11 protein-coding genes are annotated in these 14,382 nt (G+C 59.7%); 1 reads left to right on the forward strand and 10 read right to left on the reverse strand.

Features of this window, described 5'->3' with window-relative positions:
- Positions 1-61 precede the first annotated feature (61 nt).
- Positions 62-958 carry a LysR substrate-binding domain-containing protein gene (locus AB4P96_RS24945; protein ID WP_017137159.1) on the forward strand — a complete coding sequence of 299 codons (897 nt, stop codon included), beginning with the start codon at positions 62-64 and terminating at the stop codon, positions 956-958.
- A gap of 112 nt (positions 959-1,070) precedes the next feature.
- Here the strand turns inward: AB4P96_RS24945 and ispD are convergent, their stop codons facing one another.
- The 10 genes from ispD to lpxB all read right to left on the reverse strand — a co-directional run bounded on the left by ispD (position 1,071) and on the right by lpxB (position 14,381).
- Positions 1,071-1,778 carry a 2-C-methyl-D-erythritol 4-phosphate cytidylyltransferase gene (gene ispD, locus AB4P96_RS24950; RefSeq protein WP_017137158.1) on the reverse strand — a complete coding sequence of 236 codons (708 nt, stop codon included), beginning with the start codon at positions 1,776-1,778 and terminating at the stop codon, positions 1,071-1,073.
- The gene (gene ftsB, locus AB4P96_RS24955; RefSeq protein ID WP_017137157.1) at positions 1,775-2,053 is read right to left on the reverse strand and encodes a cell division protein FtsB; all 279 of its coding nucleotides are present in this window, start codon (positions 2,051-2,053) and stop codon (positions 1,775-1,777) included. The genes ispD and ftsB overlap by 4 nt, the downstream gene beginning before the upstream one ends.
- Before the next feature lie 170 nt (positions 2,054-2,223).
- Positions 2,224-3,513, reverse strand: a complete 1,290-nt coding sequence (gene eno, locus AB4P96_RS24960) for a phosphopyruvate hydratase (RefSeq protein WP_017137156.1) — start codon at positions 3,511-3,513, stop codon at positions 2,224-2,226.
- Between the two features lie 157 nt (positions 3,514-3,670).
- Complete coding sequence (kdsA, locus tag AB4P96_RS24965; protein WP_010212442.1) at positions 3,671-4,516, reverse strand: 3-deoxy-8-phosphooctulonate synthase; 846 nt, start codon at positions 4,514-4,516, stop codon at positions 3,671-3,673.
- A gap of 5 nt (positions 4,517-4,521) precedes the next feature.
- Positions 4,522-6,153, reverse strand: coding sequence for a CTP synthase (locus tag AB4P96_RS24970; RefSeq protein WP_078741105.1), 1,632 nt, complete (start codon positions 6,151-6,153; stop codon positions 4,522-4,524).
- Positions 6,154-6,426: 273 nt separating this feature from the next.
- Positions 6,427-7,746 (reverse strand): tRNA lysidine(34) synthetase TilS, encoded by a 1,320-nt coding sequence (gene tilS / locus AB4P96_RS24975; protein ID WP_395600192.1) that lies wholly within the window; start codon positions 7,744-7,746, stop codon positions 6,427-6,429.
- Positions 7,747-7,936: 190 nt separating this feature from the next.
- Positions 7,937-8,884, reverse strand: coding sequence for an acetyl-CoA carboxylase carboxyltransferase subunit alpha (locus AB4P96_RS24980; RefSeq protein ID WP_017137153.1), 948 nt, complete (start codon positions 8,882-8,884; stop codon positions 7,937-7,939).
- Positions 8,885-9,013: 129 nt separating this feature from the next.
- Positions 9,014-12,535: a DNA polymerase III subunit alpha gene (gene dnaE, locus AB4P96_RS24985; protein ID WP_017137152.1), complete on the reverse strand. Its 3,522-nt coding sequence runs from the start codon at positions 12,533-12,535 to the stop codon at positions 9,014-9,016.
- A gap of 77 nt (positions 12,536-12,612) precedes the next feature.
- Complete coding sequence (gene rnhB / locus AB4P96_RS24990; protein WP_017137151.1) at positions 12,613-13,245, reverse strand: ribonuclease HII; 633 nt, start codon at positions 13,243-13,245, stop codon at positions 12,613-12,615.
- Complete coding sequence (lpxB, locus tag AB4P96_RS24995; protein ID WP_099548557.1) at positions 13,242-14,381, reverse strand: lipid-A-disaccharide synthase; 1,140 nt, start codon at positions 14,379-14,381, stop codon at positions 13,242-13,244. The genes rnhB and lpxB overlap by 4 nt, the downstream gene beginning before the upstream one ends.
- Between the last annotated feature and the right edge of the window lies 1 nt (position 14,382).

Raw genomic sequence — 14,382 nt, forward strand, 5'->3', positions numbered from 1 at the left:
GGCTCACTGATGAATAATCCAGGCAAAAGCAAAACATTATTGCTGCACAGGGACAATCAACATGCTGGAAAACCGCTGGGAAGGCATAGATGAGTTCGTCGCCGTGGCTGAATGCAGCCAGTTCACCGCGGCGGCCGAGCGGCTTGGCGTGTCTTCATCGCATATCAGCCGGCAGGTGGCGCGCCTGGAAGAACGGCTGCAAACGCGCTTGCTGTATCGCAGTACGCGCAAGGTGACGCTCACCGAAGCTGGCCAGACCTTTCTGCAACATTGCCAGCGCTTGCAAGATGGTCGTGAAGAAGCGTTGCGCGCGGTGGGCGACCTCACCAGCGAACCCAAGGGCATGTTGCGCATGACCTGCGCGGTGGCTTACGGCGAGCGCTTCATCGTGCCGTTGGTCACGCGGTTCATGGGGCTGTACCCGCAGTTGCGCGTGGATATCGAATTGAGTAATCGCCAGTTGGACCTGGTGCACGAGGGGCTGGACCTGGCGATTCGCCTGGGGCGCTTGCAAGACTCACGCATGGTCGCCAGCCGCCTGGCACCTCGGCGCATGTACCTGTGCGCATCGCCGTCCTACTTAGCGCGGTATGGTCGGCCACATAGTTTGTCGGAATTGAGTCGGCATAACTGTCTGATCGGCAGCTCGGATATCTGGCAACTGGCTCAGGATGGCCGGGAATTTTCCCAGCGAGTGCAGGGAAACTGGCGCTGTAACAGTGGGCAGGCGGTACTGGATGCGGCGCTGCAAGGGGTTGGGTTGTGCCAACTGCCGGATTATTACGTGCTGGAACATTTGCACACTGGCGCGCTGGTGTCGTTGCTGGAGGCGCATCAGCCGCCGAATACGGCGGTGTGGGCGTTGTATCCGCAGCAGCGGCATTTGTCGCCGAAGGTCAGGAAGCTGGTGGACTTTTTGAAGGCTGGGTTGGCTGAAAGGCCGGAGTACTGTGGCTGATTATTCGGCGCCTTTACCGGCCTCATCGCGGGCAAGCCCGGCTCCCACAGGGGAATGCATTTCAAAGGTGGGAGCTGGCTTGCCTGCGATGAAGTCGACACGGTTTAACTGACTACCTGCGGTTAGCCCACCGTAACCTGAGCCATTCAAGATCCTCTGGCCGGGTCACCTTGATGTTGTCCGCACGCCCCTCGATCAAGCGCGGCGCTTGACCGGACCATTCCATGGCCGAGGCTTCATCAGTGATCACCGCATCGGCCACCAGGCTATCGGCCAAGGCACGATGCAACGCACCCAGACGAAACATCTGCGGCGTATACGCCTGCCAGATCAGGCTGCGGTCGACGGTTTCAACCACACGTCCATGTTTGTCGACGCGCTTGAGGGTGTCGCGCGCCGGCACCGCCAGCAGGCCGCCGATCGGATCATCCGCCAGTTCAGCCAGGAGTGTGTCGAGGTCATCCCGGCTCAGGTTTGGCCGCGCGGCATCGTGCACCAGCACCCAATCATCATCACTGGCGCCCAGGGCATTGAGTTGCAACAGCGCATTGAGCACCGAGCCCGAGCGCTCGTCGCCGCCTTCCGCACGCACGATGCGAGGGTCGTTGGCACACGACAGGTTTGGCCAATAGGGATCATCGACAGCAAGGCTGACCACCAGCCCCTTGAGGCCTGGATGGTCGAGAAAACAGCCAAGGCTGTGTTCCAGAATAGTGCGCCCGCCCAGTTGCAGATACTGCTTGGGACGGTCCGCAGCCATACGGGCACCGACGCCCGCGGCAGGAATCACGGCCCAGAAGGCCGGTAAATCGTTACTCATTGGGCCAACTGGTAGAGGGTTTCACCCTCCTTGACCATGCCCAACTCATGGCGAGCCCGCTCTTCAACGGTCTCCGTACCTTTTTTCAGCTCAAGCACTTCGGCATCGAGGACGCGGTTGCGCTCCAGCAGACGTTCGTTTTCGGCATGCTGGTCGGCAATCTGCTGGGTCAACTCTTTTACCTGCGCAAAGCTGCCATTACCCACCCATAGGCGGTATTGCAGGCCAGCCAGCAACAAGAGCAAGACGAGGAACAACCAATTGGGACTGCGCATCGAAATCCGGGTATCCAGTAAAAAAAGACAGCCATGCAAAACTTCTACAGCAACTGATAGCACGAAGCCTGGAAGACCCAGGCTTGTGCTTGATAGCCATCAGATTAGCGCCGAAATACACACTGTCGTGAACTTTCCGACACAATCCTTAGACTTTTACCACTTAACAATCAGCCGCGAAACTCGCTGCGACCGTTGTACTTGGCTTTACCTGCCAGTTGCTCTTCGATACGCAGCAATTGGTTGTACTTGGACACACGATCGGAACGGCACAGCGAACCGGTCTTGATCTGGCCTGCCGAAGTGCCCACAGCCAGGTCGGCAATGGTCGAATCTTCGGTTTCGCCGGAGCGGTGCGAGATCACGGCAGTGTAGCCCGCAGCCTTGGCCATCTGGATGGCTTCCAGGGTTTCGGTCAGGGTGCCGATCTGGTTGAACTTGATCAGGATCGAGTTGGCGATCTTTTTATCGATGCCTTCTTTCAGGATCTTGGTGTTGGTGACGAACAGGTCGTCGCCCACCAGCTGGATTTTCTCGCCGATCTTGTCGGTGAGGACTTTCCAGCCATCCCAGTCGGACTCGTCCAGGCCGTCTTCGATCGAGATGATCGGGTAGCGCTCGGTGAGGCCTTTGAGGTAATCAGCAAAACCTTCCGACGTAAACACGTGGCCTTCGCCGGACAGGTTGTACTTGCCGTCTTCGTAGAATTCGCTGGCCGCGCAGTCCAGGGCCAGGGTCACGTCGGTGCCCAGCTTGTAGCCAGCGTTGGCCACAGCTTCGGAGATGACTTTGAGTGCATCTTCGTTGGACGCCAGGTTCGGTGCAAAGCCACCTTCGTCACCCACCGCAGTGCTCAGGCCACGGGCCTTCAGCACAGCCTTGAGGTGATGGAAAATCTCGGTGCCCATGCGCAGGCCTTCGGAGAAGGTCTTGGCGCCAACCGGCTGCACCATGAATTCCTGGATGTCGACGTTGTTATCGGCGTGCTCGCCACCGTTGATGATGTTCATCATCGGCACCGGCATCGAGTAAACACCCGGGGTACCGTTCAGGTTGGCGATGTGTGCGTACAGCGGCAGGTCCTGGTCCTGTGCAGCCGCCTTGGCAGCGGCCAGGGACACGGCGAGGATGGCGTTGGCGCCCAGGCTGCCTTTGTTGTCGGTGCCGTCGAGCTTGATCATCGCGTGGTCCAGGGCTTTCTGGTCCAGCGGGTCTTTGCCCAGCAACAGGTCACGGATCGGGCCGTTGATGTTGGCTACAGCTTTGAGTACACCTTTGCCCAGGTAACGGCTCTTGTCGCCATCACGCAGTTCCAGCGCTTCGCGCGAACCGGTAGACGCACCGGACGGCGCGCAAGCGCTGCCGATGATGCCGTTATCGAGAAGCACGTCGGCTTCGACGGTGGGGTTGCCACGGGAGTCGAGAACTTCACGACCTTTGATGTCGACGATTTTTGCCATTGTTGTAAACACTCCAAAGTTGACGAAAACGACGCAGCTGTAGGAAATCTTTTGACCGACCGCAAGGGTGGAACAACAGGGCAGACTTGCAGGCGACAAGGCTCAGGCCCGCAGGCCTGAGCGTTTAGCGTGGGATACTTTACCGGAGAAACGCGGCTTACGCGGTCTCTACCGTCGGAAAACTCTTGACCAGTTCGTCCAACTGCTTCAACTGGGCCAAAAACGGCTCCAGCTTGTCCAGGCGCAGGGCGCAAGGGCCGTCGCACTTGGCGTTGTCCGGGTCCGGGTGAGCTTCCAGGAACAGGCCCGCCAGCGACTGGCTGATGCCCGCCTTGGCCAGGTCCAGCACCTGGGCACGTCGCCCGCCAGCAGAATCGGCGCGACCACCAGGCATTTGCAGCGCGTGGGTCACGTCGAAGAATACCGGGTATTCGAACTGTTTCATGATGCCGAAACCGAGCATGTCCACCACGAGGTTGTTGTAGCCGAAGCTCGAACCACGCTCGCAGAGGATCAACTGGTCGTTACCCGCTTCCACGCACTTGTTCAGGATGTGTTTCATTTCCTGAGGCGCGAGGAACTGGGCTTTTTTGATATTGATCACAGCGCCGGTCTTGGCCATCGCAACGACCAGATCGGTCTGGCGCGACAGGAAGGCCGGCAGCTGGATGATGTCGCACACCTCGGCGACCACGGCAGCCTGTTCAGGCTCGTGGACGTCGGTGATGATCGGCACGCCAAAGGCTTGCTTGATGTCCTGGAAGATCCGCATGCCTTCTTCAAGGCCGGGGCCACGATAGGAGGTCACGGACGAACGGTTGGCCTTGTCGAAGCTGGCCTTGAACACGTAAGGGATACCGAGTTTCTCGGTCACTTTTACGTACTCTTCACAGACCTGCATCGCCATGTCGCGGCTTTCCAGCACGTTCATGCCGCCGAACAGCACCATGGGCTTGTCGTTGGCAATCTCGATGTCGCCTACGCGAATGATCTTCTGGGCCATCAGGTTTACGCCTTCTTCTGATGTTGCGTCAGTGCTGCTTTAACGAAACCGCTGAACAACGGGTGACCATCGCGCGGCGTCGAGGTGAACTCAGGGTGGAACTGGCAGGCCACGAACCACGGATGATCCGGCGCCTCGACCACTTCAACCAGCTTGCCATCACCGGAGCGACCGGAGATTTTCAGGCCGGCTTCTTTGATCTGCGGCAGCAGGTTGTTGTTCACTTCGTAGCGGTGACGGTGACGCTCGACGATCACGTCCTTGCCGTAGCAGTCGTGAACCAGCGAGCCCGGCTCCAGCAGGCAGTCCTGTGCGCCAAGGCGCATGGTGCCGCCCAGGTCGGAGGTTTCGGTACGGGTTTCAACGGCGCCGGTGGCGTCTTCCCACTCGGTGATCAGGCCCACGACCGGGTGGCCGCTGGTGTGATCGAACTCGGTGGAGTTGGCGTCTTTCCAGCCCAGCACGTTACGGGCAAACTCGATAACGGCCACTTGCATGCCCAGGCAGATCCCCAGGTACGGCACTTTGTTTTCACGAGCGTATTGAACCGCGGTGATCTTGCCTTCCACGCCACGCAGGCCAAAACCGCCTGGCACGAGGATCGCGTCAACACCTTCGAGCAGTGCAGTGCCCTGGTTCTCGATGTCTTCGGAATCAATGTAGCGCAGGTTGACCTTGGTACGGTTGCTGATACCCGCGTGGCTCATCGCTTCGATCAGCGACTTGTACGCATCCAGCAGTTCCATGTACTTGCCGACCATGGCGATGGTGACTTCGTGCTCAGGGTTGAGCTTGGCGTCAACCACGGCTTCCCACTCGGACAGGTCCGCGCCATTGCACTGCAGGCCGAAACGCTCGACCACAAAATCGTCCAGGCCTTGCGAGTGCAGGATGCCCGGGATCTTGTAGATGGTGTCGGCGTCTTCCAGCGCGATGACCGCACGTTCTTCAACGTTGGTGAATTGCGCGATCTTGCGACGCGAGGAAATGTCGATCGGGTGATCGGAGCGGCACACCAGCACGTCCGGCTGCAGGCCAATCGAACGCAGCTCTTTTACCGAGTGCTGGGTTGGCTTGGTCTTGGTCTCGCCGGCGGTGGCGATGTACGGCACCAACGTGAGGTGCATCAGCATCGCGCGCTTGGCGCCGACTTCGAAACGCAACTGGCGGATGGCTTCGAGGAACGGTTGGGATTCGATGTCACCCACGGTGCCACCGATCTCGACCATTGCCACGTCGGCATCGCCTGCACCCTTGATGATGCGGCGTTTGATTTCGTCGGTAATGTGCGGGATCACCTGGATGGTTGCACCCAGGTAGTCACCACGGCGCTCTTTGCGCAGCACGTGCTCGTAGACACGACCGGTGGTGAAGTTGTTGTTCTGGGTCATGGTCGTGCGGATGAACCGCTCGTAGTGGCCCAGGTCCAGGTCGGTTTCGGCGCCGTCGTGGGTGACGAACACTTCACCGTGCTGGAACGGGCTCATGGTGCCCGGGTCAACGTTGATGTACGGGTCCAGCTTGAGCATGGTGACCTTAAGTCCCCGCGCCTCCAGGATGGCCGCCAATGAAGCGGAGGCAATGCCTTTCCCCAATGAAGAAACAACACCGCCCGTGACGAATATGTAGCGCGTCATGAAAAACCCTAGAAGTCTGCGTTAAAGCGGTCCGAGCCGCCGGGGAAAGCGAAGGAAGGCCGAAGCCCCCGATCACCTGCATTAATCACAGTGCACCTTTCAAAAAAACCGCCGCGTGGTGACAGACCAGCAATGAAACACCGGTACGTTGATCGCTACACATTTTTTGGAATCGCCCAGCAAAGACTGCTTGGTAATCGGCAACTGCTGCGATTCAGTTGAATCCACAGAAGTTGTATCAAGAAGGGAGCGTAGTCTACCGGAAAGCCTCTATCAGCTCAAACCTTGATCGCACCTCTGTGGCATCCAATGTAATTGCCACTTGCCAGTCGAGCAGGCGCATAGCCCCGCAAGGGTTGGGACAGCCAGCAATTGCTCGCCCTGATAGAGCAGCGGCAATCTGCCACGGATGAAGCCCGGCAAGCTACTTTCATTCAGCAGGCGCTTCAAGTCCCGCCGGCCCCGACCAGGCACATCGATGATTTCGCCGCCCTGGCGATAACGAATCACCAACGGGCCTGCAGGTGCCTCTCCGATAAGTTCAAGCTGACCATTACCCGGTAACTCTAGTGGGTTTTGCGGATGGGGCCAGCTCACCGGCGTGTCGGAAAACGCTGAATAGGTGGAAGGCAGCCACCACACACGCTCGCCGCAGCGGTGCAATTGACCATCGGCCAGGCGCCACAGCGGTTGCGCATCACCCTTGGCATCCCGCAAGGAATACCAACCGGCCCAGTGGTCGCTGTCGGGCAAGCGCGTCAGCGGCGTCAGCCAGTGGCGCAGGGCATTGCGTTGGCGGGCATCGGAAAATTCGCGCAAGGGAGCGAGGGCCAATGACGGCAAGGCCAGCCAGGGAAACGGCGAAGGCTGGTCGGCGGTTTGCAGGTCAATGACGGCCAATTCGTCGAGCAAGCCCTGGGCTTCGCTCAAGTGCTCGGCAGTGCGGGCCAGGCTGGCGACCGCTTGGGGCCAACGCTCGCTCAGCAGCGGGAACACACGATTGCGCAGGTAATTGCGCGAAAATCGGGAATCGGCGTTGGATGGGTCTTCGATCCACTGCAACTGGTGCTGGTGCGCATAGGCTTGCAGCTCGACGCGTGAGACATCCAGCAACGGCCGCAGCAAGTGCCCTCCCCCCAATGGGCGATGCACCGGCATGGCCGCCAAGCCTCGCACCCCCGCGCCACGCAACAGGCGAAACAACAGGGTTTCGGCTTGATCGTCACGATGCTGGCCGGTGAGCATCACCTGCCCTGCCCCGGTCACTTCGGTAAACGCCCGGTAGCGCGCCTCCCGCGCTGCGCGCTCAACGCTGGCACCCGACTGGATTTGCACACGCACCACCTGCAATGGCACGTCCAGCTCGTCACATACGCCCTGGCAATGACTTGGCCAGGCATCGGCGGCAGCTTGCAGACCATGATGGACATGGATTGCGCTGAGGGGCGGCAGGGTTTCGGTGTTTGCCAGGGAGGCCAGGAGGTGCAGCAGGACGGTGGAATCAAGGCCGCCAGAGAAGGCGATATGCCAGGCGGGGGCGTTGCGCCAAGGGGCGAGGTTTTGCAGAAGTTTGGCGGGTAAAGTCGGGCTCATCAAAAATACCGGCGCAGAACTGGAATACGGCAGCCAAGCATACACAAAGCAAATGTGGGAGCGGACTTGTGTGGGAGCCGGGCTTGCCCGCGATGCAGACAACTCGGTTTATCTGTTACACCGAGTTGATGCTATCGCAGGCAAGCCAGCTCCCACACAAGCCAGCTCCCACATTGGGTACTGCGAGGACTTAGAGGCCGTAGCTCATCAGGCGCTCATAACGACGCTTGAGCAGCGCTTCGTTGTCCAGCTTCTTGAGCATCGCCAGTTGCGAACCCAGCTCGGCACGGATAGTCGCAGCAGCGGCAGCCGGATCGCGGTGGGCGCCGCCCAATGGCTCGGCGATAACCTTGTCAACGATGCCCAGGCCTTTCAGGCGATCGGCGGTGATGCCCATGGCTTCGGCAGCGTCCGGCGCTTTTTCGGCGGTTTTCCACAGGATCGAGGCGCAACCTTCCGGCGAAATCACCGCGTAGGTCGAATATTGCAGCATGTTCAGTTGGTCGCAGACGCCAATGGCCAGTGCACCGCCGGAACCACCCTCACCAATCACGGTGGCGATGATCGGGGTTTTCAGACGGGACATGACGCGCAGGTTCCACGCGATCGCTTCGCTCTGGTTGCGCTCTTCGGCATCGATACCGGGGTAAGCACCCGGGGTGTCGATGAAGGTCAGGATCGGCATCTTGAAGCGCTCAGCCATTTCCATCAGGCGGCACGCCTTGCGGTAGCCTTCCGGGCGCGGCATGCCGAAGTTACGGCGAACCTTTTCACGCACTTCACGGCCTTTCTGGTGACCGATCACCATCACTGGCTGGTCGTCCAGGCGGGCAATACCGCCCACGATGGCCGCGTCGTCGGAAAAGTGGCGATCGCCATGCAACTCGTCGAATTCGGTGAAAATGTGCTGAATGTAATCCAGGGTGTACGGACGGCGCGGGTGGCGGGCCAGGCGCGCGATCTGCCAGCTGGTCAGCTTGCCGAAAATGTCTTCGGTGAGCGTGCTGCTCTTGTCTTGCAGGCGAGCGATCTCATCGCCGATATTCAGCGAATTGTCATTGCCGACCAGGCGCAGTTCTTCAATCTTGGCTTGCAGGTCAGCGATCGGCTGTTCGAAATCAAGAAAATTCGGGTTCATAAGCGTCCGTCTTGGGTCGACGGCCAAGGAGTGCCTGGCCAGCCGGTTGTCTATTCGCGCCCTACCTTAAGGGAGAGGCGCGTTTAGGTCGAGATTAAATGTTCAGCCGAGATCAGACGTATCTGACCGTCAGCGGTATTGGAGGAAGACGTTGTCTCGCCCGAACTGGTCACGCAAAGCTTGAATCAAGCCATCAGCGGGATCAATTCGCCACGTCTCACCAAACTGCAGCATCGCCTTGGCGTCATTGCCGGTGTATTCCATGGTCACCGGGCACGCGCCACGGTGACGTTTGAGCAAGTCACCCAACCAGCGTAGCTGATCGCCTTTAAGGGCTTCGGTCTTGACCTTCAAGCGCAGGCTTTCGGCCAGGTTGGTGCGCGCATCTTCCATGCTCATCACCCGCTTGATCCGCAGGCGCAGGCCGCCGGAGAAGTCATCGTTGCTGACCTCGCCTTCCACCACCACCATGGCATCGGTCTGCAGCAGCGACTGCGCGGAGTGAAACGCATCGGCAAACAGCGACGCCTCGATGCGGCCCGAGCGGTCATCGAGGGTGATAAAGCCCATCTTGTCGCCCTTCTTATTTTTCATCACGCGCAGGGCGATGATCATACCGGCGACGGTCTGGGTATCGCGCGCTGGCTTCAGGTCGATGATGCGCTGACGGGCGAAACGGCGTATTTCACCTTCGTACTCGTCGATCGGGTGACCGGTCAGGTACAGGCCCAGGGTGTCTTTCTCACCTTTGAGACGCTCCTTGAGGGTCAGCTCCTTGGCCTTGCGATGGTTGGCATAAACGTCGGCATCTTCCTCGACAAACAGCCCGCCAAACAGGTCGGCGTGGCCACTGTCATGGGTGCGGGCGGTCTGTTCGGCGGCCTTGATCGCTTCTTCCATGGCGGTGAGCAGCACCGCCCGGTTGCGGTCGATGTTCGCCTGGTAAGCCTTCGGTTCATCATGGAAATACGGGCCGAGACGATCGAGCGCGCCACTGCGGATCAAACCATCGAGGGTGCGCTTGTTGATGCGCTTGAGGTCAACCCGTGCGCAGAAGTCGAACAAATCCTCGAACGGCCCATGCTGACGCGCTTCGGTGATTGCTTCAACCGGCCCTTCGCCCACGCCCTTGATGGCGCCCAGGCCATAGATGATGCGGCCTTCGTCGTTCACCGTGAACTTGAACTCCGAGGCGTTCACGTCCGGCGCGTCGAGGCGCAGCTTCATGGTGCGCACTTCCTCGATCAAGGTCACGACCTTGTCGGTGTTGTGCATATCCGCCGAGAGTACCGCTGCCATGAACGGCGCCGGGTAGTGGGCTTTCAGCCAGGCGGTCTGGTACGACACCAGGCCGTAGGCGGCGGAGTGGGATTTGTTGAAGCCGTAACCGGCGAACTTCTCTACCAGGTCGAAAATGTTACCGGCCAGGTCCGCGTCGATATTGTTGGTGGCGCAACCCTCAATGAAACCGCCGCGCTGCTTGGCCATTTCCTCGGGCTTTTTCTTACCCATGGCGCGACGCAGCATGTCCGCACCGCCAAGGGTGTAACCGGCCATGACCTGGGCAATCTGCATCACCTGTTCTTGATACAGGATGATGCCGTAGGTCGGCGCCAGTACCGGTTTTAGGCCTTCATACTGGTAATCGGAGTGCGGGTACGCCAGTTCGGCGCGGCCGTGCTTACGGTTGATAAAGTCATCCACCATGCCCGACTGCAGCGGGCCTGGGCGGAACAAGGCCACCAGTGCGATCAAGTCTTCCAGGCAGTCGGGCTTGAGCTTTTTGATCAGCTCTTTCATGCCGCGCGACTCAAGCTGGAACACCGCGGTGGTTTCGGCTTTTTGCAGCAGCTGGTAGGTAGGTTTGTCATCCAGCGGGATAAACGCGATATCCAGCGGTTCTTCGTCGACCTTGGCGCGCTCGCGGTTAATGGTCTTGAGCGCCCAGTCGATGATCGTCAGGGTTCGCAGGCCGAGGAAGTCGAACTTCACCAGGCCGGCTGCCTCCACGTCATCCTTATCGAACTGGGTGACCAGGCCATCGCCTTCTTCATCGCAATAAATCGGCGAAAAGTCGGTGAGCTTGGTTGGCGCAATCACCACACCACCGGCGTGTTTGCCGACGTTACGCACCACGCCTTCGAGTTTGCGTGCCATGTCCCAGATTTCGGCGGCTTCTTCATCGATCTTGATGAAGTCGCGCAGGATTTCTTCCTGCTCGTAAGCCTTCTCAAGGGTCATGCCGACTTCAAACGGAATCATCTTCGATAGACGGTCCGCCAAACCGTAGGACTTGCCTTGCACCCGCGCCACGTCACGGATTACGGCCTTGGCCGCCATGGAACCGAAGGTGATGATCTGGCTCACGGCGTTGCGGCCATATTTCTCGGCCACGTACTCGATCACACGGTCGCGACCGTCCATGCAGAAGTCAACGTCGAAATCGGGCATGGAAACCCGTTCCGGGTTCAGGAACCGTTCGAACAGCAGGTCGTATTCCAGCGGGTCAAGGTCGGTGATCTTCTGCACATAGGCCACCAGCGACCCGGCACCCGAACCCCGCCCTGGGCCTACCGGCACGCCGTTGCTCTTGGCCCACTGGATAAAGTCCATTACGATCAGGAAGTAACCGGGGAACCCCATCTGGATAATGATATCCAGCTCGAAATTCAGCCGGTCGACGTAGACCTGGCGCTTGGCGTCGTAGTCTTCGGTGGTGTCCTTGGGCAGCAGAACGCTCAATCGCTCTTCCAGACCGTCGAACGACACCTTGCGGAAATACTCATCGATGGTCATGCCATCGGGAATCGGGAAGTTGGGCAGAAAGTGCTTGCCCAGCTTCACTTCGATATTGCAGCGTTTGGCGATTTCGACCGAGTTTTCCAGCGCCTCAGGCAGGTCGCTGAACAGCTCGGCCATTTCATCGGCGCTTTTGAGGTACTGCTCTTCGCTGTAGTTCTTGGAGCGGCGCGGGTCATCCAGTGCCCGGCCTTCGCCAATGCACACGCGGGTTTCGTGGGCCTCGAAATCTTCTTTCTTGATAAAGCGCACATCGTTGGTCGCAACCAGCGGCGCGCCCAGCTTGTCGGCCAGGGCCACGGCGGCGTGCAGGTGTTCTTCGTCATTGGGGCGATTGGTGCGCTGGACTTCCAGATAGAAGCGGTCGGGAAACACGTCCATCCACTCGCGGGCCAACACTTCGGCTTCCTGGGGGTTGCCGCCCAGCAGCGCGATACCGATCTCGCCCTCTTTGGCGGCCGAGAGCATGATCACGCCCTCACTCGCCTCAGCCACCCACTCACGCTCAATGATGATCGAGCCGTTGCGCTGGCCGTCGATAAAACCGCGCGAGATCAATTCGGTGAGGTTGCGATAACCCACGCCATTCATCGCCAGCAGGCTGATGCGGCTCAGGGGGTTATCCGGGTCTTTGTTCGACAGCCACAGGTCGGCGCCGCAAATCGGCTTGATGCCGGCGCCCATGGCGTTCTTGTAAAACTTGACCAGGGAACACATGTTGTTCTGGTCGGTAACCGCCACCGCAGGCATGTTCATGCCCACCAGGGTTTTGACCAGCGGTTTGATCCGTACCAGGCCGTCGACCAGGGAGTATTCAGTGTGCAGGCGCAGGTGAACGAATGAAGCCGGCATAGTGATCCTGTCTAAAAACTTAGAAACAACAAGGCCCGGGATTGTACCGGGCCTTGAGCAAAACATCAGCCTCGCGACTAAACCTCGCTGAGACTCTCACGCGCCTCGTAAGCCTGACGGACCGGGGCGAACGAACGACGGTGGATCGGCGTCGGGCCCAGGCGAGCCAAGGCTTCCAGATGAACGGGCGTCGGGTAACCTTTATGACCACCGATGCCGTAGCCCGGATAGATCAATTCAAACGCCGCCATTTCGCGGTCGCGGCTGACTTTGGCCAGGATCGAGGCGGCGGCAATCGCCGGGACCTTGCTATCCCCCTTGACCACGGCTTCTGAAGGCATCGCCAGTTTGGGGCAGCGGTTGCCGTCGATCATCGCCATTTTCGGTGTGATGTGCAGCCCTTCGACGGCGCGCTGCATGGCCAGCATGGTGGCGTGAAGGATGTTCAGCTCATCGATCTCTTCGACTTCGGCCCGGGCGATGTGCCAGCTCAACGCTTTTTCGCAGATCTCGTCGTAGAGCTTTTCACGGCGCGCTTCGGTGAGTTTTTTTGAGTCATTGAGACCGAGGATCGGGCGATTTGGGTCGAGGATCACCGCCGCCGTCACCACCGCGCCACACAACGGGCCACGCCCCACTTCATCAACACCGGCGACCAGTGCGTCGGCGTGTGCGACCAGACTGAAATCCAGGCCCATTTGCGTGGTCATAAAGCGTCCTGTTTTTGCCCGATCAAGGTCAGTACGGCATCAGCCGCCTGGTTCGATGCATCACGCCGCAGGGTGCGGTGGATGTCGTCAAAACCACGGGTCTGCTCTTCGCCGCCGTCGATCAAGGGTAGTAGAGTTTGTGCCAAGGCTTCGGGCGTTGCATCGTCCTGCAACAACTCCGGTACCAGCAGGCGTTGGGCCAGCAGGTTAGGCAAGGAGATGTAAGGGCTCTTGACCATGCGCTTGAGAATCCAGAACGTCAGCGGCGCCAGGCGATAAGCCACGACCATCGGGCGTTTGTACAGCAGCGCCTCCAGGGTCGCGGTGCCCGAGGCAATCAATACCGCATCACAGGCGGCTAGAGCCAGGTGCGACTGGCCGTCGAGCAAGGTCAACGGCAGATTGCGGCCTTCGAGCAACGTCTCGATTTGCGCACGCCGTTGCGGGCTGGCGCAAGGTAATACGAAACGCACGCCTGGCTTCAAGGCTTGAAGGCGTTCGGCAGCCTCGAAAAACACACTGGCCAGACGCCCGACTTCACCGCCTCGACTGCCCGGCATCAATGCCACCAGCGGACCGTCAGGCAAGCCCAACTGGGCGCGCGCGGCGGCGCGGTCAGCTTGTAGCGGGATGGTGTCGGCCAAGGTATGCCCGACAAACCGCACCGGCACGCCCTTCTCTTCGTAAAACCTGGCTTCGAACGGCAGCAAGGTCAGCATCAAGTCGCAGCCTTCGCGGATCTTCAGCACACGCTTCTGCCGCCACGCCCATACGGACGGGCTGACGTAATGCACGGTCTTGATGCCGGCCTGACGCAACTTGAGTTCGATATTGAGGGTGAAGTCCGGCGCATCGATGCCAATAAAGACGTCGGGCTTTTCTTCGATCAGGGTTTGAATCAGCAGCTTGCGGCGTGCCAGCAACTCACGCAGGCGGCCCAGCACCTCCACCAGCCCCATGACCGACAGGCGCTCCATGGGAAAGTAGGATGTCAGACCTTCGGCCTGCATGAGCGGGCCGCCCACGCCAATAAACTCCACCGCTGGATGCTGGGCCTTGAGCGCCCGCATCAGCCCAGCGCCCAGGATATCGCCGGAAGCTTCACCGGCCACCAGCGCAATACGCAGAGTAGCCATG

The organism is Pseudomonas sp. B19125 (genome assembly GCF_044218855.1).
Lineage (GTDB): Bacteria > Pseudomonadota > Gammaproteobacteria > Pseudomonadales > Pseudomonadaceae > Aquipseudomonas > Aquipseudomonas edaphica.